The 25670-nt window shown below is 71.5% G+C and carries 16 protein-coding genes; 5 read left to right on the forward strand and 11 right to left on the reverse strand.

Going from position 1 to position 25670, the window contains the following annotated elements; translation table 11 throughout:
* Positions 1 to 74: 74 nt before the first annotated feature.
* A complete protein-coding gene (locus SPR02S_RS46685) occupies positions 75 to 1055 on the reverse strand; it encodes a succinylglutamate desuccinylase/aspartoacylase family protein (RefSeq protein WP_019063947.1) in 981 nt (326 codons plus the stop codon).
* A 5-nt stretch (positions 1056 to 1060) separates the two neighbouring features.
* Positions 1061 to 2194, reverse strand: coding sequence for an N-methyl-L-tryptophan oxidase (solA, locus tag SPR02S_RS46690; RefSeq protein ID WP_019063948.1), 1134 nt, complete (start codon positions 2192 to 2194; stop codon positions 1061 to 1063).
* Positions 2195 to 2336: 142 nt separating this feature from the next.
* Between solA and SPR02S_RS46695 the strand changes: the two genes are divergently transcribed.
* Entirely contained in the window at positions 2337 to 3083 is a 747-nt protein-coding gene (locus tag SPR02S_RS46695; RefSeq protein WP_019063949.1) for an IclR family transcriptional regulator, read from the forward strand.
* A 29-nt stretch (positions 3084 to 3112) separates the two neighbouring features.
* On the opposite strand, the gene SPR02S_RS46700 is transcribed toward SPR02S_RS46695, so the two are convergent.
* From SPR02S_RS46700 to SPR02S_RS46715, 4 genes are read right to left on the reverse strand one after another with little or no spacing between them, the layout of a single operon-like run.
* Positions 3113 to 4102, reverse strand: a complete 990-nt coding sequence (locus tag SPR02S_RS46700; protein WP_019063950.1) for a D-2-hydroxyacid dehydrogenase — start codon at positions 4100 to 4102, stop codon at positions 3113 to 3115.
* Complete coding sequence (locus SPR02S_RS46705; protein WP_019063951.1) at positions 4095 to 5609, reverse strand: NAD-dependent succinate-semialdehyde dehydrogenase; 1515 nt, start codon at positions 5607 to 5609, stop codon at positions 4095 to 4097. Before SPR02S_RS46705 ends, SPR02S_RS46700 begins: the two co-directional genes overlap by 8 nt.
* Positions 5609 to 8527, reverse strand: a complete 2919-nt coding sequence (locus SPR02S_RS46710) for an FAD-binding and (Fe-S)-binding domain-containing protein (protein WP_019063952.1) — start codon at positions 8525 to 8527, stop codon at positions 5609 to 5611. Before SPR02S_RS46710 ends, SPR02S_RS46705 begins: the two co-directional genes overlap by 1 nt.
* On the reverse strand, positions 8491 to 9747 hold the full coding sequence (locus SPR02S_RS46715) for an aspartate aminotransferase family protein (RefSeq protein WP_019063953.1): 1257 nt from the start codon (positions 9745 to 9747) through the stop codon (positions 8491 to 8493). Before SPR02S_RS46715 ends, SPR02S_RS46710 begins: the two co-directional genes overlap by 37 nt.
* A gap of 348 nt (positions 9748 to 10095) precedes the next feature.
* Here SPR02S_RS46715 and SPR02S_RS46720 point away from each other — a divergent pair, with 348 nt between their 5' ends.
* From SPR02S_RS46720 to SPR02S_RS46735, 4 genes are all read left to right on the forward strand, one after another.
* Positions 10096 to 11469 (forward strand): MFS transporter, encoded by a 1374-nt coding sequence (locus SPR02S_RS46720; protein WP_019063954.1) that lies wholly within the window; start codon positions 10096 to 10098, stop codon positions 11467 to 11469.
* Positions 11470 to 11517: 48 nt separating this feature from the next.
* Positions 11518 to 12183, forward strand: a complete 666-nt coding sequence (locus SPR02S_RS46725; RefSeq protein ID WP_019063955.1) for an HAD-IA family hydrolase — start codon at positions 11518 to 11520, stop codon at positions 12181 to 12183.
* A gap of 44 nt (positions 12184 to 12227) precedes the next feature.
* A complete protein-coding gene (locus SPR02S_RS46730) occupies positions 12228 to 13622 on the forward strand; it encodes an NAD(P)/FAD-dependent oxidoreductase (protein WP_019063956.1) in 1395 nt (464 codons plus the stop codon).
* A 213-nt stretch (positions 13623 to 13835) separates the two neighbouring features.
* On the forward strand, positions 13836 to 15428 hold the full coding sequence (locus SPR02S_RS46735) for a PucR family transcriptional regulator (RefSeq protein WP_019063957.1): 1593 nt from the start codon (positions 13836 to 13838) through the stop codon (positions 15426 to 15428).
* Here SPR02S_RS46735 and SPR02S_RS46740 read toward each other — a convergent pair.
* The 5 genes from SPR02S_RS46740 to SPR02S_RS46760 form a co-directional block, all read right to left on the reverse strand.
* Positions 15391 to 16125, reverse strand: a complete 735-nt coding sequence (locus SPR02S_RS46740) for a hypothetical protein (protein ID WP_019063958.1) — start codon at positions 16123 to 16125, stop codon at positions 15391 to 15393. The genes SPR02S_RS46735 and SPR02S_RS46740 overlap by 38 nt on opposite strands.
* Before the next feature lie 31 nt (positions 16126 to 16156).
* Positions 16157 to 17035: a TauD/TfdA dioxygenase family protein gene (locus tag SPR02S_RS46745; RefSeq protein WP_019063959.1), complete on the reverse strand. Its 879-nt coding sequence runs from the start codon at positions 17033 to 17035 to the stop codon at positions 16157 to 16159.
* Positions 17036 to 17076: 41 nt separating this feature from the next.
* On the reverse strand, positions 17077 to 17799 hold the full coding sequence (locus SPR02S_RS46750) for a hypothetical protein (protein ID WP_026151510.1): 723 nt from the start codon (positions 17797 to 17799) through the stop codon (positions 17077 to 17079).
* Positions 17744 to 18880, reverse strand: coding sequence for a GSCFA domain-containing protein (locus SPR02S_RS46755; RefSeq protein ID WP_019063961.1), 1137 nt, complete (start codon positions 18878 to 18880; stop codon positions 17744 to 17746). The genes SPR02S_RS46750 and SPR02S_RS46755 overlap by 56 nt, the downstream gene beginning before the upstream one ends.
* 10 nt (positions 18881 to 18890) lie before the next feature.
* The coding region (locus SPR02S_RS46760; protein WP_019063962.1) for a beta-ketoacyl synthase N-terminal-like domain-containing protein at positions 18891 to 25670 on the reverse strand (6780 nt) is incomplete at its 5' end.

Genomic DNA, 25670 nt, shown 5'->3' on the forward strand with positions numbered 1-25670 from the left:
CGGAGCCGCATATCGATACAGCCCCGCGCCCCTTGCGGGGTTGGGGTGGAGGGGACTTGGCTCGGGCCCGGGTGTCAGTGGGCGGGTGTTCGAGGGATGGCTATGGCGGCCAGTTCTGTGCCGGGGGCTACCGTCAGGGCGTGCATGCCGTAGAAGACTCGGCCGCCGGTCGGGGTGTGAACCTTGTGCTCCTGGCCGTCGGCGGGGGCTATGACGTGGCCGATGATCTGGCCCTCGGTCACGTCGTCGCCTGCGGTGAACTCCGGGTACCACAGGCCGGTTTGCTCGGAGGTGATGCCGGCGGCCCAGACCCATTCGCGTACGGGGGCGGCCGTTGTGGCGTCGGGGGTGAGGACCTTGAGCGCGCGGAGCAGGCCGTGCAGGCCGTCGACCAAGCGTCGGGCGGCGGCTGCGTCGCGTTCGCCGCGTTGGCCGGTCTCGACGAGGATCGCTGGGATGCCGGCGCGGGCTGCGGCCGCCTGACTGTTGCCGCCGTTGGTGTCGAGGCCGATGACGATGTCCTCGATGCCGAGGGAACGGGCCATGGTGGCGGTCTTGGCGTCGCGTGGGGCGTCGCCGGTGAGGCGGTAGCCGACGAAGTTGCGCAGGACCTCGTCGATGCCGCCGGCGTGCAGGTCGGCGTAGGCGTCGGCGCCGTCCACCAGGTGGGCGAAGAGCCAGGCGGCCAGGCGTTCGGTGGGGCCGCCGTCGGGGTCGCCGGGGAAGACGCGGTTGATGTTGACGCCGTCGAGCGGGGAGATGCCGAGCCGTCCCTGGTAGACGGCCGGGGGGTTGGCGACGGGGCAGATGATCACCTGGCCGTGAACCTCGGCGGGGTCGAGGAGTGATGCGAGGTTGGTGGCGGCTTCGATTCCGGTGAACTCGCCACCGTGGACTCCCGCGGTGATCAGGACGCGGGGGCCGGGGTGGGCGCCGTTGACCAGGGTCAGCGGGATGTCCACGGTGAGGGTGCCCAGGTCGGCGGGGACGGTGCCGCGGGTCTTGGTGCCGGGCGCCGCGCTCAGCGTGCCCACGGTCAGCAGGTTGTCGGTCATGGCGCTCACGCCTCCGCTCGGTCGAGGGTGGAGATGAAGTCGATGGGCCGCGGCGAGGCGCCGTCGAGCGCGAGGTCCGCGGCGATGTCGCCCATGGCGGGCGAGAGTTTGAAGCCGTGGCCGGAGAACCCGGCGAGCAGTACCACGTTGTCGTGGCCCGGCAGTGGCCCGACGAGCGGGCGGCTGCTCTCGGTGTAGCCCTCCATGTAGACGGAGAGGCGGATCGGGTCGGGGTGCAGGCCGGGCATGTAGCGGCTCAGCAGTTCGGTGAAGATGTCCAACTCCCCCGGTTCCACGGTCCGTTCGAGCCGGTTCGGGTCGCCGGCCGGGCGGTGCAGGGCGCGGGACAGGCCGAGCTTGACGGAGACGCCGTCCGGGGAGGGGAGGCCGTAGCAGTGGGTGGGTGCCGTACGGATGAAGGCCGGGCGCTCCTGGCCGGACCAGTCGTCGGCGGTGGGCACGTACCAGGCGTTGATGAGCCGCCTGATGTCCACCTCCCACGGCAGGTCCGGCAGCAGGTCGTTCACCCACGGGCCGACGGTGACCACGGCCGTGTCGAAGTGTTCGGTGCCGGTGTCGGTGCGGATCTCCACGCCGTTCGCGACCGGCACGATCTCGCGGACCGGGGTGTAGCGGTGGATGCGGGCGCCGAGTTCCTCCGCGCGGCGGGCGGCGCTCAGGACCGTCAACTCGGGCCGGATGAAGCCCGCGTGGCGGTCCAGTACGGCCGCGTCGCCGTCCTCGATGCGGAACTGCGGGAAGCGTTTGGCGAGCGCCTCGGTGTCGAGGACCTCGTGGTCGAGGCCGTGCTCGGCGATGGACTGCAGGACGGTCGCCATCTGCTGGTGTTCCGTGGGTCCCATCAGCAGGCAGCCGGTGAGGCGGCGCAGTTCGCGGCCGGTCTCCCGCTGGAGCTCCTCCCACAGGGTGTCGGCGTGCTTGAGCAGCGGGACGTAGCGGGAGTCCTCGAAGTGGGCGCTGCGGAAGATCCGGGTGTCACCGCCGGCCGCGCTACGGTCGTGGCCCGGGGCGAAGCGGTCGTACCCGACGACCTCGGCTCCGCGGGCCGCCAGGCGCCAGGCGGCCTGGCTGCCCATCGTTCCGACGCCGACGACGGCGACGCGCTTGGTGGCTGACACGAGGGCTTCCTCTCCCTGGAGACCGTGCCACAATGTGGCATGCTGTGCTAGAATCTGGCACGAGAATGGCAGCGCCCATGACGGGGGTCAAGAGGTTGCCGTCAGACCATTCGCAGGATTAACAGGGGGAAACCAGATGGAAATGAAGAGCGTGACCAGGTCACTGCGCATCCTGGAGGCGGTGGCCCAGCACCAGCCGGTGACGGTGGGGGAACTGACCAAGCTCTTCGGACTGCCCAAGTCGACGGTGCAGCGCACGCTGGTCACGCTGAACGAGGCGGGGTGGCTGCGGGCCAACCGCAAGGACACGACGCGTTGGGAGATCGGCGCCCGGGTGCTGGCCGTACGGCCGGCGGCGCTCCAGGGATCGAGCCTGTTCGCGGCAGCAAGGGAACCCATGATCCGGCTGCGGGACGCGGTCAACGAGACCATTCACCTCTCGGTCCCGGACGCGTTGCAGTGCATGGTGGTCGTGGACCGGGTGGACTGCGATCACGCGGTACGGACGTTCCACACCATCGGCGACACCTCACCACTGCACGCCACCGCCACGGGCCGTGCGATCCTCGCCCATCTGCCGAGGGCCGATGTCGAGGAGTTCATCGGCCACGGACTGGAGAGCTACAGCGAGTCCACTCCGGCCGAACCCGACCTGCTGCGGGCCGAGTTGGAGCGTGTGCGGGCGGACGGTTACGCGGTCAACCGCAACCAGTATCGGCCGGACGTGTGCGCGCTCGCCGCCGCGATCCTCGACGAGAGCGGCACACCCCTCGCCGCCGTGGTCATCTCCATGCCGGACTCGCGGTACGACGCCGAACGGCTCCCCGAATGGGGGCAGTTGGTCGCGGACACGGCCGCGGAGATCGCCGGGCGGCGCATGGGTACGTGAGCCGTCGCGAGGGTCGCCGGCGCGCGAACTCAGCACGGTTCCATGGCAGTTCCGTCCCTCACGTAGCCCTTCGCCTTGTCGACCACGTTCCGCAGCGGCCGGCCCTCTGCCCTGCGGGTGAGGTTCTCCAGGAACAGGGCCGCCAACTCGGCGCGCCAGCCGGTCACTTCACCTGCGGTGTGCGGGGAGACGATCACGCCGGGCAGGTCCCACAGCGGTGAGACGGCGGGCAACGGCTCCTGCGCGAAGACGTCCAGGGCGGCTCCGGCCAGGCGGCCGTCCGCGAGGTGCTTGACGAGCGCCTCTTCGTCCACGAGACCGCCCCGGCCGACGTTGACCAGCCGGGCTCCGGGTTTCATCGCGCCGAGGACGGACGCGTCGACCATGCAGCGGGTGGCCGGGGTGAGCGGCGCCGCGAGGACCACGTAGTCCGCCTCAGCGAGCGCTCCCCGCAGACTCGCGCCCTCGTGCACCGTCCCGAAGTCCGGATCGTCGGCGCGTGCGGTACGTCCGGCGCCGCACACCCGCATGCCGACGGCGCGCAGCATGCGGGCGACGGCACGGCCGATGGGCCCGGTCCCCCACACCAGTGCCGTACGGCCGCCGATGCGCTCGCTGTCGCGGGGGCGCCACTCCCGGCGCCGTTGATGCTCCCAGCTGCCGGGGAAGTCCTTGGCCAGGGCGAGGATCAGGCCGAGGACGTACTCGGCGATGGCCCGGTCGTAGACGCCCCGGGAGTTGGTCAGCACCACGTCCGGGTGGTCGACCAGTGCTGGGAAGAGCAGCGAGTCCACTCCGGCGGCGGCCACGTGGACCCAGCCGGGGGCCAAGGCCGGGTCCTTCGGCCAACTCGCCGCGACCGCAGGGGTGATGGAGTGCCAGCAGAGGAGCATGTCCGCGCCGGGGAGGAGGAGCGGGAGTTCCTCCTCGGTGGCGTACACCGTGTCCGCGAGCGCTTCGATGTGCTCGGCGTTCGGTGGCAGGGTGCCCTGGTGCAGGACGACGAGCCGGTCAGCCACGGCCGTCCGCCGCCACGGGAACCACGGGGATGGCGAGGTACTTGTACTCCAGGAACTCGTCGATACCGACCCGTCCGCCCTCGCGGCCCAGCCCCGACTGCTTGACGCCGCCGAAGGGCGCGGCCGGGTTGGAGACGAGGCCGGTGTTGATGCCGACCATGCCGGTCTCCAGCCGCTCCCCCACGCGCAGGGCGCGATCGAGGTCGCGGGTGAACAGGTAGCCGACCAGACCCCATTCGGTGTCGTTGGCGGCGCGGACGACCTCGTCCTCGGTGTCGAAGGTGAGGATCGCGGCGACCGGGCCGAAGATCTCCGCCCGCATCAGTTCGGAGTCCGGGCGGACCTCGGTGATGACCGTCGGCGGGTAGAAGTGGCCGGGCCCGTCCGGGACTTCGCCGCCGGTGAGCACCTTGGCGCCGCGTGTCACGGCGTCCTGGACGAGACCGTCCGCCTTGGCCCGTCCGGCGGCGTCGATCAACGGGCCCACCTGGGAGGCGGGTTGGGTGCCGGGGCCGACGGCGAGGGCGGACATGCGCTCGGCGAGACGCGCGGCGAACGCGTCCGCGACCGCGCTGTGCACGAAGAAGCGGTTGGCTGCGGTGCAGGCCTCGCCCATGTTCCGCATCTTCGCGACCATGGCGCCCTCGACGGCCCGGTCGAGGTCGGCGTCCTCGAAGACGATGAAGGGCGCGTTGCCGCCCAGTTCCATGGAGGTGCGGACGACGGTGTCGGCACACTGGGCAAGGAGCAGTCGCCCGACCTGAGTTGACCCGGTGAAGGAGAGTTTGCGCACGCCTCCGCCGCGCAGCAGCGGCTCGATCACTCCGGCGGCGTCGGTAGTGGTCACGACGTTGAGCACGCCCTCGGGCAGCCCGGCCTCGGTGAGGATTCCGGCGAGGGCCAGGCTGGAGAGCGGGGTCTGCGGGGCGGGCTTGAGGACCATGGTGCAGCCCGCCGCGATCGCGGGGCCGATCTTGCGGGTGCCCATCGCAAGGGGAAAGTTCCACGGGGTGATGAGGAGGCAGGGGCCCACCGGCTGCCGCATGACCAGGACGCGGTTCGCGCCGTCGGGGGTCCGGGTGAATCCGCCCTCGATCCGTACGGCCTCCTCGGAGAACCAGCGGAAGAACTCCGCCGCGTAGCCGACCTCGCCGCGCGCCTCCGCGAGGGGCTTGCCCATCTCCAGGGTCATCAAAAGGGCGAGTTCTTCCCGCCGTTCGAGGATGATCTCGTAGGCGCGGCGCAGGATCTCACTGCGGGCGCGGGGTGCGGTCGCCGCCCAGGCCTCCTGTGCCGACACCGCCGCGTCGAGAGCACGTTGCCCGTCGGCCGGCGAGGCGTCGGCCACCTCGCACAACCGCTCGCCGGTCGCCGGGTCGTCCACGGCGAAACGGCCACCGTCGCTCGCGTCCTGCCAACTCCCGCCGATGAAGAGCTGCTTGGGGACGGTCTCGACGACGGACACGGTGTCGACGGCAGACGTGGACGTAGACGTGGTGGTGGTCATCAGCGGGTGCCTCCGGGCGGGTTCGGGTCGAGCAGTTGGGCCAGGTGCCGGGCCTGCGGTCCGTCGGGGCCGGTGAGATGGGCCGCCTGGGTACGGCAACTGAAGCCGTCGGCAAGGACTTCGGCGTCGGGGTCGAGTGCGGCGAGTTTCGGGGCGAGGGACAGGGCGCCGACAGCCATCGAGGTGTCGTAGTGCTCCGCCTCGAAGCCGAAGTTGCCGGCCAGGCCGCAGCAGCCGTTCGCCTCGTCGACCTCTCCGACGCCGAGGCGGCGCAGCAGTGTGCTCTGGGTGGTCTCGCCGAAGACGGCGTACTCGTGGCAGTGGGTCTGGAGCGTGACACGGTCGGGGACGGCCGCGGGTCTCCAGTCGGGGTCGGCGAGTTCGGTCAGCGCGCCGGAGAAGGTGTGGACGCGGGCGGCGACCCGGCGTGCGGTGTCGGTGCCGAGGAGGGCGGGCGCGTCGTGGCGGAGTGCCGCGGCGCAACTCGGTTCGGGCACGACGATGGGCAGCTCGCCCGAGCCCTCGGCGTCGAGCTGTTCGACGGTACGGGTCAACACACGCCGGGCGATACCGAGTTGGCCGGTGCTGATCCAGGTGAGCCCGCAGCACAGCCCCTCGCGCGCGGTCGCGGGGACCCCGGCGTCGGCCAGGACGCGGGCGGCGGCTCCGGCGACATCGGGGCGGAAGGCACGGGTGAAGGAGTCAACGAGCAGCACAGCGGCTGGAGTTGATGGTTGCGGCGGCAAGTGGGCTTGCAGGTCACGGCGTCGGGCGAAGCGGGGCAGGGGGCGCTCGGTGGTCACTCCGCCGAGCCGTGCGACCAGTCGTCCCAAAGGCCCACCGAGCACGGCGTTCACGGGACGGGCGAACCAGCGGGCCAGCGCCGCCCACCAGGGCAGCCAGCCCAGGCTGTAGTGGCTGAGCGGGCGCAATCGGCGCCGGTAATGCCGGTGCAGGAACTCCGACTTGTACGTCGCCATGTCGACGCCGACCGGGCAGTCGGCGGCGCAGGCCTTGCAGGACAGGCAGAGGTCGAGGGCGTCCCGCACTTCCGTGGAGCGGCTGCCGTCGGTGATGACGGTGCCGGGGCCGTCGCGCAGCATCTCCTGCAACAGTCGGGCGCGGCCTCGCGTGGAGTCGCGTTCGTCGTGGGTGGCGCGGTAGCTGGGGCACATGGCTCCGCCGGTGTCGCTGCGGCAACGCCCCACGCCGATGCAGCGACTCGCGGCTTCGGCGAGGCCGCCCGGGTCGTCGGGGAAGATGAAACCCCCGTGCTGAACATGGGAGTTGACCGGCGCACGCGAGCTGATCGGATACAGCGCGAGGTCGGCGTCGACGGCCGCTGGATCGACGATCACCCCCGGGTTGAGGATGCCGTCGGGGTCGTACAACCGCTTATAGGAGGCGAACGCGGCGCGCATGCGCGGGGTGTACATGGTGGCGAGGAGTTCGCTGCGGGCGCGGCCGTCGCCGTGTTCGCCGGACAGGGTTCCGCCGTGCGAGACGACGAGCGCGGCGGCTTCCTCCAAGAAGGCGCGCATGGCGGCGGCGCCCTCCGCCGTCGCCGGGTCGAAGTCGATGCGGACATGGACGCAGCCCGCGCCGAAGTGGCCGTAGAGCACGCCGGTGAAGTCGTGCTTGGCGAGGAGGGTGCGGAAGTCCCGTAGGTAGTCGGCCAGTTGGTGCGGGTCTACGGCCGCGTCCTCCCAGCCCGGCCAGGAGGTGCCGCCGTCGACGAGGCGGGCGGCGAGTCCCGCGCCGTCCTCGCGTACGCGCCACAGGGAGCGTCGTTCGGCGGGGTCGTCGATGACGCGGCCCGCCACCATCCGTTCCCCGGCGCGGAGTTCGGCGAGGAGCTCGGCGGCCCGTGCGTCGGCGTCGGTCTGGTCGGTGCCGTCGAGTTCGACGTAGAGCCAGGCGGCGCCCTCGGGCAGACCGGTGACGGCGTGCGGGCCGCGTCGGTGGCGGAGGGTCGCGACGATGGCCTCGTCCATGCCCTCGACGGCGGTGGGCCGGTGGCGCAGGATCGCCGGGACGTCCGACGCCGCGTCCACGACGTCCCGGTAGCCGAGCGCGAGCAGTGTGGTGGCCGCGGGCACGGGGTGCAGTCGTACGGTCGCGCGGGTGACGATCGCGCAGGTGCCCTCGGTCCCGACCAGGGCGCGGGCGGTGTGCTTGCCGTGTTCCGGCAGGAGGTGGTGGAGCTGGTAGCCGGAGACCTGGCGGGGGATGCGGCCGAGCTCGGTGCGCAGGGCGGCGAGGTTGGCGTCGACGAGTCGGGTCAACTCGGCGTCCAGGGCGGTGATTTCGGCCGTGTTCTCGGGCTCGGCCGCTCGTAGTCCGCCGGTTCCGGCCACCGCGCGTACGCCCGTGGCGGTGACGATCTCCAGTTCCTCGACGTGCTCGACCGTCCGGCCGTAGCGCACCGAGTGGTTGCCGCACGCGTCGTTGCCGATCATGCCGCCGAGGGTGCAGCGGCTGTGGGAGGACGGGTCGGGGCCGAAGAACAGGCCGTGCGGTGCGGCGGCGCGCTGGAGGTCGTCGAGGACGACGCCGGGTTCGACGACGGCGGTGCGGGTGTCGGGGTCGACGGCGATGACGTTGTTGAGGTGGCGGGAGAAGTCGAGGACCACTCCGGGTCCGATCGCGTTGCCTGCCATGCTGGTGCCCGCCCCGCGCGCGGTGAGCGGGATGCGCAGGTCGCGGCAGGCCCGTACGAGCGCGGCCACGTCCTCGGCGGAGCGCGGGAAGACTACGGCGAGGGGCGGCACCCGGTAGTTGGACGCGTCGTACGCGTACGCGGCGCGCCGCCCCTCCCCCGTGTCGACCTCCAGGCCCGGAGCCGTCCGGGCCAGCAGGTCGACCAGGGAGCGGGCGTCGGTCATCCGGCCGTGCCCACCGCGACGGCGGCCGACCATGCACGCAGCCCCTCGTCGATCGCACCGGCGTCAACGATCAGCGGCGGGATCATGCGGACGACGTTGCCCCACGGTCCGCAGGGCAGCAGGAGCAGTCCTTCGTCAACTGCCGCGCGCATCACGCGAGTTGCCGTCCCCGGGTCGGGCTCCCCCGCCTCCGTCACGAACTCACTCGCCAGCATCAGTCCGAGCCCGCGCACGTCACCGATCGCGGAATTCTTCGCGGCGACCTCGTCGAGCCCTGCCCGCAGCCGGGTGCCCATGGCGGCGGCGTTCGCGACCAGGTTCTCCTCCTCGACGACGTCGAGGGTGGCGACGGCCGCGGCGCAGGCAACCGCGTTCCCGCCGTACGTACCGCCCTGCGAACCGGGCCGGGCCTTCCGCATCAGCTCTCCGGAGGCGGCGATGCCGGACAGCGGGAAGCCGCTGGCCAGGCCCTTGGCGGTGATGAGGATGTCGGGGCGGACGTCGAAGTGGTCGTGTCCCCAGAAGCGGCCGGTGCGGCCGACGCCGGTCTGGATCTCGTCGAGGACGAGGAGGATGCCGTGGCGGTCGGCGCGTTCCCGGAGTCCTTGCAGGAAGGCGGAGTTGGCGGGGACGTAGCCGCCCTCGCCGAGGACCGGTTCGACGAAGATCGCGGCGGTGTCGTCGGGGTCGGAGATGGTCTGGAGGAGCTGGTCGAACTCGCGCAGCGCGAACCGGGTCGCCGTCTCCTCGTCCCAGCCGTAGTGGAACGCGTGCGGGAACGGTGTGACGACGACCCCGCCCATGAGCGGCCCGAACCCGGTGCGCACCTTGGCGCCGGAGGTGGTCATCGACGCGGCGGCGACCGTACGGCCGTGGAAACCGCCGTGGCAGACGACGACGTTGGGACGGCCGGTGGCCTGGCGGGCGAGCCGCAGCGCGGCCTCGACGGCCTCGCTGCCGGAGTTGGCGAAGAACAGGCTGTCGAGCCCCTCCGGCAGGACCTTGCCGAGCCGCTCGACCAGGCGCTGCAAGGGCTGGTGCATGACCGTCGTGTACTGGCCGTGGATCAGCGTGGCGACCTGCTCCTGCGCGGCGGCGACCACTTTGGGGTGGCAGTGGCCGGTGCTGGTGACGCCGATGCCGGCGGTGAAGTCCAGATAGCGGCGGCCGTCCGTACCGAAGAGATGCACCCCCTCGCCGCGTTCGACGACGACCGGTGTGGCCTGGCGCAGGTGCTCTGACAGGTGTGTCATACGGCGGTTCTCCCACGACGTGAGGAGGTGCGGGGGACATCTCTCACCCTGTGGGCGGTGCGCCGGGAGGGACAACGGACAACATGTTCCCCCGGCCCGCCCGGTGTGGACGGTCTGTCAACCGGACCGCGTCCGCGGAACACACTGTCCACCCACCGGTGGCGAAGCGAACACGGTGTTCATTGACGGTGGCCGCGCACTGAACCAGGGTGTTGCCAACCCCGGACCGCCTCACCGTCCCCACTCCCCCCTCGGTGACCAGTCGGTCTCTCCGGCGTACAGCGGCATACGCATTCGAATGCTTGACGCACGACCTCCTCCGCCCCTGCGTCCCCAGGAGCCTCAAGCATGTCCGTGACCTCGTCCTCGACCACCTCGGGGGGCTCGTCGCTCGACGACGCGCCCGTCAGTTCCTTCCACCGCCGGATCATGGCGGTCGCCATGGGCGGCCCGTTCTGCGACGGCTATCTGCTCGGTGTGATGGGTGTCGCGCTCGGCCTCATCACCCCGGCACTCGCCCTGGACACCCTGTGGACCGGCCTGGTCGCCGCGTCCGTCCTGATCGGCGTGTTCATCGGCGGTGTCGTCTTCGGCCCGATCACCGACCGGGTCGGCCGCCATCTGATGTACGTCCTCAACCTTGCCGCGTTCGTGGTCTTCTCGGCGCTCCAGTTCTTCGTCGCGGAGGCCTGGCAACTCGTGGTGCTGCGGCTCCTCATCGGCGTCGCGATCGGCGCCGACTACCCCATCGCCTCCGCCCTCACCACCGAGCTGGTCCCCCGCCGACTGCGCGGCCCGGCCCTGTCCGGCCTGGTGCTGGCCTGGTGGGTCGGCTACGGCGTGAGCTACTGGGTCGGCTGGGCGCTGACCGGTCTCGGTGACGATGCCTGGCGCTGGATGCTGGTGTCCGGCGCGGTCCCGGCGCTGGTCTTCCTCGTCTTCCGGGCCGGTATCCCCGAGTCGCCGCGCTGGCTCGCCTCGCGCGGCCGGATCGACGAGGCGCGGGCCGTCGTACGCAAACACCTCGGCCCCGACATCGACGCCGACGAACTCCTCGCAGAACCCCGGCGGGAACAGCGCGGCGGCTCGGGTCTCGGCAACCTCGTCGAGATCTTCAAACGCGGCTACACGGTCCCGGTCGTCTTCTGTTCCGTCTTCTGGATCTGCCAGGTCGCGCCCGCCTTCGCGGTCCGCTCCTTCCAGCCGCAGATGCTGTCGGCCTTCGGCGTGGAGAGCACGTACGGCGCCAGCGCGCTGATCACGACTCTCGCCGTGGCCGGCATCGCCCTCGGTCTCGTGGTCGTCAACCGGATCGGTCGCCGACCCCTGCTGATCAGCACCTTCGCGTGCATCACCGTGTCGTTGCTCGCGCTGGCCGTGCTGCCGCTGCACTGGGCGTTCCTGGTGGTGACGCTGTTCGCCGCGTTCCAGTTCTTCGAGGCGGCGGGCAGCGGGCTGCAGTTCGTCTACCCGAGCGAGCTGTTCCCGACCGACCTGCGGGCCACGGGAGTCGGCATCGCGACCGCGATGAGCCGGGTCGGATCGGCCACCTCCACGTTCCTCCTCCCCATCGCCGCCGACGACTTGGGCGTGCGCGGCACGCTGGGCATCGCGGTGGTGATCACGCTGGCGGGGCTCGTCGTGTCGTACTTCCTCGCCCCCGAGACCAAGGACCTCGCCCTGAAGGACGTGGGTCTGGCCAAGGCCGTCAGCCGTTCCTGAAGTCACCGAAGTCTCTGAACACCCCTCCCCCATAAAGGAGTTCACCGCATGCGCAAGGTCGTCAGCTTCGACTGCTACCGCACCCTCATCAACTTCGACACCCGCGCCGCCACGCACGAGATCGTCAAGGACCGGCTCGCCGAACTCGACGTCGACCCCGACCAGTTCCACCACGACGCGTACGTGATGCGTTTCCAGGGCGTCGTCGACGCGTACCGTCCCTACCGCGAGATCGTCCGCAGCACCCTGCGCAACGTCATGCTGCTGCACGGCCTGGAGTACCGGGACGAGGACGGCGAGGCGCTGATCGAGGCCATCAAGAAGTTCAAGCCGTTCCGTGAAGTCCCGGACGCGCTGCGCCGGTTGAAGAGCGAGTACGACATCGCCATCCTCTCCAACAGCGAGGACGACCTCATCTCGTACGCCGTCGACGAGCTGGGCGTCGAGTGGGACTACGTCCTGACCGCCGAACAGGCGGGAGCGTACAAGCCGTTGCCGCAGGCCTTCGAGTATCTGATGAAAGCGACCGGACGCGGACCGGAGGACATCGTCCACACCGCCCAGGGCTGGGAGTACGACATCATGCCGACCAAGCGCTACCCGGGCATGCGGCGGATCTGGGTGAACCGGTACGGCTTCACGGGCTCGGCCGCGTTCCAGCCGTACGAGGAGATCAAGGACCTGTCCGAGCTGCCCGGCCTGCTCGGCGTCTGAACCTCCCGGCACCCGCACGCCCGCCGCTTCGAAAGGAACACCCCGTGAGCGCGACCACGCTCGGCCGGCCCGGACCGGTCAACGGCCGGATCTCCCACTGGTTCAGTGAACTCCCCACCCCCCGACCGGCGTTGCCCGGCGACCGCGATGCCGATGTGTGCATCGTGGGCGCGGGTCTCACCGGCCTGTGGACCGCGTACTACCTGAAACTGGCCGACCCGACGCTCCGGATCACCGTCCTGGAGGCCGAGTTCGCCGGGTTCGGCGCGTCCGGGCGCAACGGCGGCTGGGCGTCGGGGCTGGTGCCCGGGGCGCGTGACCGGCTCGCGAAGCAGTACGGGCGGGAGGCGGTGCTCGACTATCAGCGCGCGATGAACGAGGCCGTCGACGAGATCATCGCCGTCGCGGAGCGGGAGGGCATCGACGCCGACATAGTCAAGGGCGGCACCCTGCGCGTGGCCCGGACCCCGGCGCAGGCGACCCGGCTGCGGCACAAGACCGAGGGCGACCACGAGTGGGGTGTCACGGACTCGGTGATGCTGACGCCGGAGGAGGCCGCGGAGCGTATCCGCATCGAGGGGATGACCGCGGCCGCCTGGACGCCGCACTGCGCCCGGTTGCAGCCGGCGGCTCTGGTGCGCGGGCTCGCCGACGTGGTCGTACGGCTGGGTGTGAGTCTGTACGAGAAGTCGCCGGTCAGCGTTGTCGAGCCGGGGCGGGCGGTCACCGCGCACGGTGTGGTGCGGGCACCGGTTGTCCTGCGGGCGACTGAGGGGTTCACCGCGTCCTTGAAGGGGCTACGGCGGGCCTGGTTGCCCATGAACAGTTCGATGATCGTCACCGAGCCGCTGTCGGCGGGGGTGTGGGAGGAGATCGGGTGGGCCGGGCGCGAGACCTTGGGTGACACCGCGCACGGGCATCTGTACGCCCAGCGCACGCCGGACGACCGGATCGCGATCGGGGGGCGGGGGGTGCCGTATCGGTTCGGGTCGCGGACGGACTCCGACGGGCGGGTGGCCGACCGGACGATCGGCGAGCTGACCGACACCTTGTACAAGGTGCTGCCGCAGACCGCCGGCGCCCGTGTCGACCATGCGTGGTGCGGGGTGCTCGCGGTGCCGCGGGACTGGTCGGCGACGGTGGGGCTTGACCGGGGTACAGGGCTCGGCTGGGCCGGGGGGTATGTGGGGCACGGGGTGACCTCCACGAATCTGGCCGGCCGTACGTTGACCGATCTGGTGTTGGGGCGGGAGTCCCGGTTGACCCGGTTGCCGTGGACCGGGCATCGGCCGGGCACGTGGGAGCCGGAGCCGTTGCGGTGGCTCGGGGTGCGGGGGCTTTACGTGGCTTATCGGCTCGCAGATCGGCATGAGGCGGCTGGGCGTTCGCGTACGTCTCCGATCGCCACGGTTGCGGATCTTGTTGCTCGGCGGCCTTGAGGTGGGTTGGGTGTTCGCCTTTTCGCCGTGGGGGCGGGTGGTGCGTTGGCGAGTGGCGGTTCGTTGTGGTTGCTCGCGCCGTTCCCCGCGCCCCTTTCGGGGCGCTGCCCTGTGCGGCGTCTGAGCAGCACTGTCTGCCCTTGCGCTTCTCGCGACCCACCCCGCAGAGTGTTCCGGAACCACACCGTCACATCTCCGGAGGAACCCGCGATCATGCCGTTCCTCACGGTCGCCGACGTACTGCGACTCCCCGTCATCGCCGCCGGTCTGCCCCGAGTGGTGGCCGGCGAGGAGCAGTTGGGGCGCACGGTCCGTTGGGTCCACGTGACCGAGCTCCTCGACCCCGCCTCGTTCCTGGAGGGCGGGGAGCTGGTCCTCACCACGGGCATGCCTCACCCCTCGGATCCGACCCAACTGCGCGGTTACGTCGACCAGTTGGCGGACGTCGGAGTGGCGGGGCTGGTCGTGGAACTGGGGCGTCGGTATCAGCAGGCGCCCCCGGATCTCGTCGCCGCGTGCGGTGAGCGGGATCTGCCGCTGATCATGTTGGCGCGCGGGGTGCGGTTCATCGAGGTCACTCAGACCGTGCACGCGCTGATCCTGGACGCGCAGGGTGAGTTGTTGCGCCGCGCCCAGCATGTGCACGAGCTGTTCACGTCGCTCACTCTGCGCGGGGCCGAACCGGAGGAGTTCGTGCAGACCGCCTCGGACCTCTCGGGGTGTCCGGTCGTGCTGGAGAACCTGATCCACCACGCGGTGAGCTGGGCGGTGGCCGGGCGTGCGGACGGGCAGGTCCTGGATGCCTGGCCGCGTCGGTCGCGCGCCGCCGAAACGCCGGACCGGGCGGCTGTCAGCGGGCCGGAGGGGTGGCTCGTGGCGCCGGTCGAGGAGCGGAGCAGCCGGTGGGGGCGGCTGGTCATGCTGCCCCTCACGGGCGGACCGCCCTTCGGTCCTGAACACACGATGATCCTCGAACAGGCCGCCACCGCACTGACGTTGGCGCGGCTCACCGGCTCACCGGAGTGGGATCGGCGGGCGCACAGTTCCGTTCTGCTCGATCTGCTGCACTGGCGGTATCGCAGCCGAACCGAGGCGCGGTTGCGGGCCGAGGCGTTGGGGCTGCCCACGACCGGGCACCGCCTTCTGCCGGTCGTCGTCGATCACTCGGGGGTGCCGGTCGGCGAGGGCTCGGTGAGCGCGCATCTCGCCGAAGGGCTCCTCACGTCCGGCGTCAAGGCCCTGGTGGGAGACCTGTCGGGGCGCCGCACCGGGCTGCTCATGGCGCTGGCCCGCGCGAGTGCGTGGCAGCCCGTCGTGGAACGCATCGCCCGGGATCTGCGGGCCACGTTCGGGGAGGACACCGTCGTCGCGGTCGGCCCGGGCGTCACCGAACTCAGCCAGGTCACCCGTTCGTTCCGCGAGGCCGAGGAGGTCGCCGACGCCATCGGTCCCGCCTCCCTCGGCCGCCCCTTCCATGTCGCCTCCGACGTGGGCCTGCCGGAACTGCTCTACTCCCTGCGCGACGACGTCCGGGTCCAGAAGTACGTGGAACAACGGCTCGGGCGCCTCGTCCAGCACGACGCCCGGCACGGCAGCGACCTCCTCACCACCCTGCGCGAGTACCTCGACGCCGCCGGGAACAAGTCGATCGCCGCCAAGCGCGTGGGCCTCTCCCGGCAGGCCTTCTACCAGCGCCTGCACACCATCGAACGGCTCCTGGGCGTCGATCTGGAGGCCGGCGCCGAACGCACCCAACTGCATGTGGCCGTCACCGCGTTGGATGTTCTGCCGACGTCAGCGCCGTAAGGAGTCCCTCGGCCAGGCGCTCGGCGGGAGCCTGCTCGCCCCGCTCCCTCAAGGCCCGTACTACGGCCCGGAGTTGGGCGTCGGGAAACGTGTCCGCGTACGCCTCGCACTCGTCGGTCGCGTACGCCCGAGCCAGCGCCCCGCCGACCGCCTCCGCGTGGGCCTCGGCGCAGGACCGCGCGTTCGCGTCGCTGCTGAGCCGTGCGTACTCGTGGCCGTATCCGTCCGCCTCGGTCGCGGCGAAACCGTTGGCCAGCGCGTAGTCGCGAGCGCCCGCGTGCGCCTCGGCGTACGCGCTCGTCCGGTCGTACGCGGCGTCGTAGAGGCACAGGAGCACCGGGGTGAGCGCCGTTCGCCAGGTGTCCTGGTCCGCCGTTCTGCCCTGTGCCGCCTCCCGGTGCAGGGCGCGCAGGGGCGTGAACACGGTCGCGTCCCCGCCGTGGGCCGTCTCGACGAGGAGCGACAGGATCGTGTCGGTGTGCCAGGTGTGGACGGTGCGCAGGGTGCTCGTGTCCGGGCCTTCGCCCAGCACGCCGTGCAGACGGGTCGCCCAGACGTCCCGGGTGTCCGGCGGCAACTGCTCGTGGAGGGTGGTGGCGACGGACCACAGCCACACCGGCCATGCCTCCGGTGGAGGTGCGTAGGTGGGATTCCGTAGCGCGGCGAGGAACGTCCCGGGGGCGGCGGTCGTGGACATGGGGCGCCTTCGCTTCCGTCCGGGAACCGGGTCAGGCCTGGAGACGGCTGCCGTTGACGGCGATCCGGCGGCCCTCTCGGGTGTACGGGAAGTAGTCCCAGACGGCGTGGTGCTGGACGCTGCGGTTGTCCCAGAGGACGAGGGTGCGCTCCTGCCAGCGGACCCGGCAGTGCAGCAGCGGGGTGCGGGCTATGTGCGCGTACAGCATCTCCAGCAGCGCGTCGCTCTCGGTGCGGGACAGCTGGGTGATGTGCGAGGTGTAGGGGGCGTTCACGAAGAGGAGCTTGCGGTCGGTCTCCGGGTGGCGGGCGACGACCGGCTGTTCGGTGCGCGGCACCTCGTACTCGGGCGGCGGGGTCTGTCCGGCGGCGGTCCAGGGCAGGGCCCCGTCGTGGACGGCCGTGAGGCTTTCGAGGAAGCTGCGCATCGCCGGTGAGAGCAGTTCGTAGGCGAGGTGCATGTTCGCGAAGACCGTGTCGCCGCCACTGCCGCCCTCGGGGATGGTGGTGATGTACAGCAGCGAACCGAGGGAGGGTTCGGCGTCGGCGGTGCCGTCGGCGTGCCAGCCGTTGCCGGCCACGGTCTTGGACTCCTTGGTCGCCTTGATCTCCAGGATGTACGGGTCGGATCCCTCGGGCGCGAGGGCCACGGGGTGCAGTTCGCCGAAGACGCCCGCGAACCGCTTGTGTTCCTCGGGGGTGATGTCCTGATCGCGGAAGACGAGCACGTGGTGGGTCTGGAACGCGTGCTTGAGTTCCTTCTCCTGCTGCGGTGTCAACTCCCGGGACAGGTCGAGGCCGGTGACCTCCGCGCCCAGCAGCGGGGTGATCGGGGCGACGGACAGGGTGTCGTAGGGCTCGGCGGGGCGGGTGGTGAGCCGCTCGACGGCCTTGAGCGCGTAGTCCTCCATGAGGGACCTCCGTGAATCTGTAGGGGTGAGGGGCAGAGGGCTTAAATGCCTCGGTCGAGGAGTTCCGATACGACCAGACGCCCGAAGGCGAGGTTGCCGTGGATCGTGTCGTCCGCCTGACAGAAGGCGGGGCGTTGCAGGCCCGTGGTGTCGGTGACGCGGGCCCGCAGGTCGACCAACTCGACGCCCCGGGCGGTGAGTTCGTCGACGAGGACGTTCTGCGCGGCGAAGAAGACGCCCGGGTCGGACATGCCGGGGACGCGTTGGGGCGGGAGGGGTGCCAGTACCCGTAGTCCCAGGGCGACGACGTGGTCGTAGAAGGCGAGCGCGCCCCGGACGGTCGCCCTCACCAGGTCGGCGAAGAGGCGGCTGCGCAGGAACGTGTCCGGGACGGTGTCGTGCCGGTCGCGGTACAGGTCCCAGTTCTGCCGGGTGGCCACCGTGTGGGCGCTCAGGCCGAAGGTGCACACCAGTGGCATCGGCAGTCCGGCGAGTGCGCTCACGTCGAGGGTGTCGAGGTGCTCGCGGTAGAGCCGCTGCGGCTCGGTCTGCCGGAAGGTGAGGTCGGGGGCGTCGGTGTCCGTGCCTGTATCGAAGACGCCTGTATCGAAGAAGGGGCCCAGGAAGTCGCGCCCGGAGCCCAACGGGCCGCCCACGAAAGGTAGTTCGGCGGCCTGGGCGGCGCGTCCGACACAGCCCGCGTGGGAGTCACCCAGCAGAAGGAATCGGGCGGGGGTTGTAGTAGTCGAGCACTGCGTCGTCACACCAGTTGTCCTCTCCGCCGGCGACGGGGGTGATGGCGGTGATGTGTTCGGGCGCGGGTCCCGCCCCGGCCGGCCGGCCCTGAAGGGCCTGGAAGAAGTGCCGCATCACGAAGGCCACGCCGTCGGGGGTGACCGTGCGGAGGTTGGGTTCGTAGAAGGCGGCCCGGTAGGGGAAGCCGGTGATGATCTCGTACGACGGGAAGTAGTCGACGTCGTCCCGCTCGTCGGCCAGTTGTCCCGCCGCCGCCCGCAGTACGGACTTGGAGTGGGTGGTCGCGACGAGGGCGTGGCGGCCGGTGGCGGTGGCGGTCAGGGGCACCGGGGAGACGGTGAGGACCATGCGCAGCCGGGGGTTGACCCCGTGGGCGAGGGCGAGCACGGACGTCAGGTCGCGGTGCACCTGCGCCACTGTGTGGTTGCGCAGGACGTGCCGGGCGGGGTCGAAGGTGCCGCGTACGGTACCGGGGCACATCGGCAGCACCGTGCCGGTCCCGGTGTCGTGCCAGGCCTCGGTCAGGCCGAGGGTGAAAACGAGGACGTCGGCTTTGGTGAGGGCGGTGCGGACGGCGGCGAGGGTGGCCTCGCGGGAACGCAGCAGGTCGTCGGGCGAGGCGAAGCCGTCCGGTTCGACGGTGGGCCGGTAGGGGTCGTGGAAGGTGCGGCGGTGGGTGACCTGGTCGCTGTCGTGGAGGGTGTCGGGGAAGCCCCCTCCCGCCGTTCCCTCCGTCCAGACCTCCTCGGGCGGTTTCTCCTCGTCGAGCGCCCAGGCGATCCACTGGCGCAGTGCGGCGGCGGTGTAGATGTTCCCGGTCCGGAAGGAGAAGCGTCGGTACCCGCGTGCGGACTGTTCGGCGCGGGTGAGACCCGGTGGTGGCAGTTCCGCGTCGTACCAGTGCATGCCCTCCTCCAGGAGAGCCCGTCCGATATGCGCGGCGAAGCACGAACCGGCGGTGACGACGGGGGCGTCCTGGTCGATCGTGAACTTCGGCGTCCACAGGTCGGTGATGTCGAGCGCGTCGGGTTCGGCGACCGCGGTCCGCCAGAAGGACCGCTCGGGCAGGCGGGTGTAGGGGTGCTGCACGGTGACCTCCTCAGGATCGTCCGACGGGGTGGGGCAGGGCCGCTTGCATCTCGGAAGGTCCGGCCGCGAGCACGGCGGCGATCGCCTGTACGTGCGGCTCCGCGACGAGTTCGTAGTGGGTCGCGTCGACGTGGTGGAGGCGGAAGGGCCGGGGCAGATGGGTGTCCCACGCACCGGGCGCGGTCGGCTCCGGTGCCAACACCCCTTCCTCTACGGCTCGTTCGGCGAGCCACACCTCGGCGGGCGTCCGGCGCAGTCGCGGCAACCTGTGGTCGGCCATGGCCGCGAGGTTGGTCCGGCAGCAGTGCGCGAGGCGTTCGGCGTAGGCGCGGCCGGACTCCGACAACTGTCCGTCGCCGCTGCGAGGTCCAGCACCGTTGCCGCTCAACTCGCGGGCGAACACGGCATCCACCTGTCGTTCGTCGTAGGCGGCGAGCCGTTGTCCGGCGCCGGGCGGCGGCGGATCCAGGAGGTGGACGGCGGCGATGGGCCGGCCCTCGGCCTCGGCAAGTGCCGCCATGGACAGGGCCGTCCAGGCACCGAACGACCAACCCGTCAGGCTCAGACGGCAGTTGGGGTCCGGAAACGCGGCCCGGACCGCTTCCAGGTAGTGCGCGGCACGGTCGTCGATCGAACGGGCTGGCTGCGCCGGGTCGCGGAGTTTCGGGTCGGCGATCAGACAGACCGTCAACTCGTCGGGCAGGGCGGCCACCAGAGGCCGGTAGGCCTGGATGTCGCCGCCGACCGGATGGACCAGGCACAGGACGTCCGGGCCGGGTCCGCGCTGCCACACCTCCACGTCCACCGCGGCGGCGGACGCGCGGGTGCCGGTGTCGAGCTGACTGAGGTGGCCGAGGATTTCGGCCAGGCTCACGCGGTGGCTGAGCCGGGACAGCTCGATGTCCGTGCCGTAGCGGCGTTTCACCTCGTCGATGAGTTCCAGCAGGGTGAGCGAGTCGGCACCGAGGTCGTACAGCGGGACCTCCGGGTCGACGGTGTCCACGCCGAGCAAGTCGACGAGGATCTCGGTGAGTTGGGCCGATGGGTCGCCATGTACGGGGTGCGCCGAGGACACCGGTCGGGGGTCGGGGACCGGCTCGTATCGGGAGTCGCGGTCCGACATGTATCGGGAGTCGCGGTCAGGCTCGTAGAAGAAGCGAGCCTCCGCCAAGGGCGTGGTGTTGACCATCAGGTGCGGCAACTGAAGGTGCAGGGCCCGTTCGAAGACGGCCGCGCCGTCCTCGGGGGTGAGTGCCACCTTGAGGTGTTCCTGGTGGCGGGCGTCGGTGGTCAGGGCGTGCTGTGCCATGCCTACGTCCCGCCAGGCGTCCCAGCCGATGCTCATACGGACGGTGGTGGCGTCGTCGCCCGGTGACGCGTGCTGGGCGTAGGCGTCGAGGCAGGCGTTCGCCGCCGTGTAGTCGAACTGTCCAACTCCCCCGAACTCGGCCGCCATTGACGAGCAGTAGGCCGCGTAGTCGGGGTCGTGCTCGGCGATGAGCCGTTCGACGAGCAGGGCGCCGCGCAGTTTGGCGGCCGTGGCGCGGCGGGCGGTGGCGGGGTCGCGACGGACGAGGAGTCCCCCGGCGGCCGTGCCCGCGGCATGGACGATGCCGGCGAGGCCGTCGAGGTGCGGGGCCAGTAGGTCCGCGAGGGTGGTGAGGTCGTCCGTGGCGAGGTCGGCCGGGACCAGTGTGACGCGGTCCTGGTGGGCCCGTAGCGCGGGCGGTGTCCCGGTCCCCCGGGCGACGAGGACCACGGTGTTGCCGGGGTGTTCGAGGAGGCGTGCGGCCAGGGTGGCGCCGATTCCGCCGGTGCCGCCGAGCACCAGGTGGGTGCCGGGGGCGGCCGAACGGACGGCTGTCGGTGGGGAGTTGAGGACGGGGACCGGCTGAAGGGTGCGCCGCCACCAGAAGCCGTCACGCAGAGCGGTCGCCGGTTCGGTGAGCGTCTCGTCCAGGAGCAGGTCGGGCAGGTGTGCCGCCCAGTCGGCCGGGCGGGGTCCGGGCAGGTCGGTCCAGCGCAGGGTCACGCCCAGTTCCTGCCGGGGCACTTCGAGGGCGGCGGCGAGCAGGCCCGCCTCAGGGGTGCGGACGGGACCGGTGACCGGCTGCGCCCCGTGGGACAGCAACCAGGCTCGTGGTCGTACGGCGTCCGGTACATCGGCCAGGGCGCGGGCGAGTGCGGCGACGGAGTCGAGGCAGGCCAACTGGGCGGCCTCCAGGGCGTGTTCGTCGAGGCTGCCGTCGAGGGCCAGCGGCAGTGCGTGCAGCCAGTCGACGCCGGGTCCGGCGGCCTGAGTGACCTGATCCAGAACGGCGGCGAGTTGCCCGGAGTCGGCGGGGTCGACCTCGTAGCGGTCCTCGTCGAGACGGGCGAAGGTCTTCCCGGCGCACACGGTCACCACCCGGGCGTAGTGCCGTTCCAGGAACCGCCACGGTGCCCCGCCCGCGCCCGTGACCAACACGGCGGTGCGCCGTGGTTCGTGGGCGCCGGTGCGAGCGCGGCGCAATCGTGTCCACTGCGGCTGGTGCAGCCACTGGTCGGCCGGCAGCCGCCGCGGTCCGGCCGACAGCGGTGGCGTGCGCGGGAGGTCGTACTCCGCCGTCTCGAAGGCGGGCGGCGGGAAGTCCCAGGGTGCGGACGCGGGACCCTCGGGCCATACGAGGGTGTGCCCGGCAGCCCAGGCCTCGGCGAGGGCGTGCGGATCCCGGTCTCGGGCTGGGAGCGAGGGCTGCGGGTGCGGTGCCGTGACGTCGTAGAGCGTGTCGAGCCAGGCGACGGCGGAGCTGGCGTCCGGGCAGACCGCCGCCGCCCGATGGCCGAGCGCGGGCCGTCCGGCCTGGAGGTGGCGGAGTACCTGAGGGTAGGTGTCGGGGTGTGCCCTCAGGTAGGCGGCGATACGACGGCCGTCCGCGCGTACGGCGGCCTCGGAACTGCCGGACAGCACCAGGCACGGCACCAACTCGTGGACGGTGTGCGCGACTTGCTCCGCATCCGGCTGTTCGAGAAGCAGGTGGGCGTTGGTCCCGCCGATGCCGAAGCTGCTGACGGCGGCCACCCGTGGCCCGTCCTGCGGCCAGGGTTCGGCCGCGACCGGTATCCGGAACGGGCCGTCGTCGATCTCGGGGTTGAGCCGGTCGAAGTCCGCCGTCGGCGGGACGATCCCGTGGTGCACGGCGAGCACGGCCCGCACCATGCCGACGACGCCCGCGGCCGCGCCCAGGTGGCCGATCTGGCTCTTCAGGGAGGACAGCGCCACGCGCGCCTCGTCGGCCAGGCCGTACGCCTGGCGCAGTGCCGCCGCCTCGACCGGGTCCCCGAGGCGGGTGCCGGTGCCGTGTGCCTCGACATAGCCGAGGTCGGCGCCGCTACGGCCGCTGCGGTGCAGGGCGGCGCGGATCGCGGCGCGTTGTCCGGCAAGGGCGGGGGCGCTGTAACTGAGCTTGTCCGAACCGTCGTTGTTGATGCCCGAGCCGGTGATGACGGCGTAGACGGTGTCCCCGTCCCGGCGGGCGGCGGCGAGGGGCTTGAGGACGACGACACCGGTGCCGCTCGCTCCGACGGTGCCGGCGGCGTCCGCGCTGAAGGGCCGGCAGTGGCCGTCCGGCGAGAAGATGTGCTGTGGCCGGTAGGTGTAGCCGTCGGTCAGTTCGGTGTCGACGAGGACACCGCCGACGAGCATCACGTCCGCGTCGCCCTGCCGAAGTAGCCCGGCGGCGACATGGACGCCGACCAGTGAGCTGGAGCACGCCGACTGCACGGTGAAGGCGGGGCCTGTCAGACCGAGGTGGTAGGCGGCCCTGGTGGCGAGGAAGTCCTTCTCGTGGTGCAGCGCGAGCCGGAAGGTGTCGGGCAGTTCGGCCGGGTCGGCGTCGCGCAGCATGCGCTGGAAGTAGGTGTTCTCCCCGCAGGCGGCCAGGAGTCCGACCCGGTGGGTCGTGGGGTCTCCGATGCCGGCGTGGGCGAGTGCCTCGACGCAGTTCATCAGGAGCTGGCGTTGCTGGGGGTCCATCAGCCGGGCCTCGTGCGGGCTGATCGTGAAGCGGCCGGGGTCGAAGGCGAGCATCCCGGCGAGTTGGCTGCGGGCGCCGACCCGTCCGTCCGTCGTCGGGAAGTGCTCGATGCCGCGGCGGCCGGAGACCACCAGGTCCCAGAAGGCGGCCAGGTCGGGGGCGCCCGGCAGTCGTACGGCCATCCCGATGACGGCGATGGGTTCCTCGGCCCGCTCCCCCGGCGTCCGTGGGGCGTCGGCGATGACGGCGGTCGCGTCGGTGCCCTGCGACGCGCGTCCCTCGATGAGGTGGGCCAGCGCGCGGAGGCTGACGTGCTCGAACAACTCCGGGACGGTGAACGCGAGTTCGTCCTCGCCCGCGCAGCGGAGCTGGAAGCGCATCAGGTCCAGGCTGGTGGCGCCGGCGTCGAAGAACCGCTGCTCGACGCCGATCGCCTTGCCGGTCACCGTCTCGAACAGGGCGGCCAGCCGTTCTTCGAGCGGTGAGACGGTCGGGATGGCCGTGTCGACGGAGCGCAACTCGCGGCCCGGGGCGGTGTGCGCGGCCAGGCGGTCCAGCTTGCCGCTCGGTGTGCGCGGCAGTTCGGTCAGCCGACGGAAGCGGCTGATGCGCACGTAGGTCGGCAGCAGCCCGGCCAGATGGTCCGCGAGATCCGCCGGGTCGGGGTCGCCGCCCCGGCATTGCAGACAGGCCACCAACTGCCCGCCCACCACCGCCGCGACCGCATGGGTCACGCCGGGATACTGCAGCAGCGCGGCCTCGACCTGCCCCAACTCCAGCCGGTGACCGCCGAGTTTGACCTGGCCGTCGTCACGACCGGCGTAGTGCAGCAGACCCTGCGCGTCGAACCGGGCCAGATCGCCGGTGCGGTAGAAGGTTCCGAGGTCCGGATCGTCGGTGAAGCGGTCGCGGTGCGGTGTGTCGTCGCCGAGGTAGCAGCGGGTGGCCATGAGGCCGCCGATCCGCAACTCGCCGGTGACACCGGGCGGGACGGGGAGACCGCCCTCGTCGACGACACACAGGACGGCGTTCGCCACCGGGCGGCCGATCGCGGGGCGCAGCGGCCAGGCGGCGGGGTCGCCGTCGAGACGCAGTCCGCTGACGACGTGGGTCTCGGTGGGGCCGTAGTGGTTGAACAGCCGGGCGTCCGGCAGACCCGCGAACCAGCGGCGGATCGCGTCGGTGCACACCAACTGCTCCCCCGCCGTGACGACTTCACGCAGTCGGGACGGGAACTGCCCGGTGCGCACGCCGTGTTCGGCGAGCAGTTGCAGAGCGACGTACGGCAGGAAGATCCGCTCCGCTCCCCCGGACTCCAACTCCCACAGCAGGGAGGGGACATCGTGCCGCCACCCGGGTTCCACCAGGCGCAGCAGGCCGCCCGCGCACAGGGTGGTGAAGACCTCCTGGAAGGAGACGTCGAAGGACAGCATGGAGAACTGCTGGGTGACGGCGGGCCCGCTCAGACCGCCGTCGGTGCGCTGCCAGGTCAGCAGGTTGCACAGGGTCCGGTCGGAGACCTGGACGCCTTTGGGACTGCCGGTGGAGCCGGACGTGAACAGGGTGTAGAGCGGGCGCAGCCCCTGGTGCGCGGGGAGTTGGGGCGCTGCGGAGGGGGTGTCGGCGAGGGTGAGGATGTGCCGGGGCAGGGACGGTGGCGCGATCGAGGCGAGGAGGTCTTCGTCCTCGGGTGCCACGAGAACGCACAACGGGTCGGCCTGGTCGAGTACGTGGCGCAGCAGCGGCGGCGGGTAAGCGGGGTCGAGGGGTACGACGGTGAGGTTGAGGCGGGCCGCCGCCAGGAGCGCGACGATATGTTCGGCGGAGGGCTGGAGGTAGAGCGCCACGGCCGCCGGGGCTGCGGGGTCGGCCGGGAGGCGGGTGCCGAGTGCGGCCGCCAACTCGGCTGCCTGTGCGTCGAGTTCGGCGTAGGTGAGGGTGGAATCGCCGGTGGCGACGGCCGGGGCGTGCGGGGTCTGGGCCACCTGTCGGGCGAAGCCGTCGGCGACGGTGGTGAAGTCCGGTGCGCGCGTGGGGCCTTGGCCGTGGTCGGGCAGGGTGCGGCGGTAATCGGCGACCAGTTCGTGCAGGGTGATGTCGGTGTCGCCGATGTCACCCGTGTCGTCGGTCAGGTGGTCGAGGGTCTGGCGGAAGAGGCGGGCCGCGGCTCGGGCGCGTTCGGCGCCGAGGTCGTCGCGGTACTCCCACAGGCAGTCGAAGCCGCCCTCGTGCTCCACCACCGACAGTGTGAGGGCGCACTTGGCCCCCAGCGGCTCGGGCCACAGCGGCCGGACCTCGCAGCCGTCCAGGCGCAGCGCCGAGAAGTCGGTGTTCTCCAGGACGAACAGGTAGTCGAACAACGGAGTCCGCTCGCGGAAGGCGCGGTCCGCGAGGATGTCGGCGAGGGCGACCTCCTGGTCCTGGAGCACGGCGTGCACGGCGGCGGAGTGGGCCGAGAGCTGCGCGTCCAGTGAGCGGTGCGGCTCCATCGGCAGGTCCAGGAGCACGGTGTTGGCGAACATGCCGACCGTGTCCGCGAATTCGGGGCGGGGCCGGTTCGCCACCGGCGTGGCGACCAGCGGACGGCCCTGCCCGGTCACGCCGTAGAGGCTCGTGGCGAACGCGGACACCAGCAACTGGAAGCGCGTCAGGCCGAGTTGCGCGGCGCGACGGTCCAGGGCGCTGCGGCGGACCAGGTCGAGCGAGGTGCGCAGCAGCCGGGCCCGTGCTGCGTCGGGGGTCGGCAGGGGCAGGGTGGATGACGGTTCGCCGTC

The organism is Streptomyces prunicolor NBRC 13075, assembly GCF_000367365.1.
Classification (GTDB): Bacteria; Actinomycetota; Actinomycetes; order Streptomycetales; family Streptomycetaceae; genus Streptomyces; species Streptomyces prunicolor.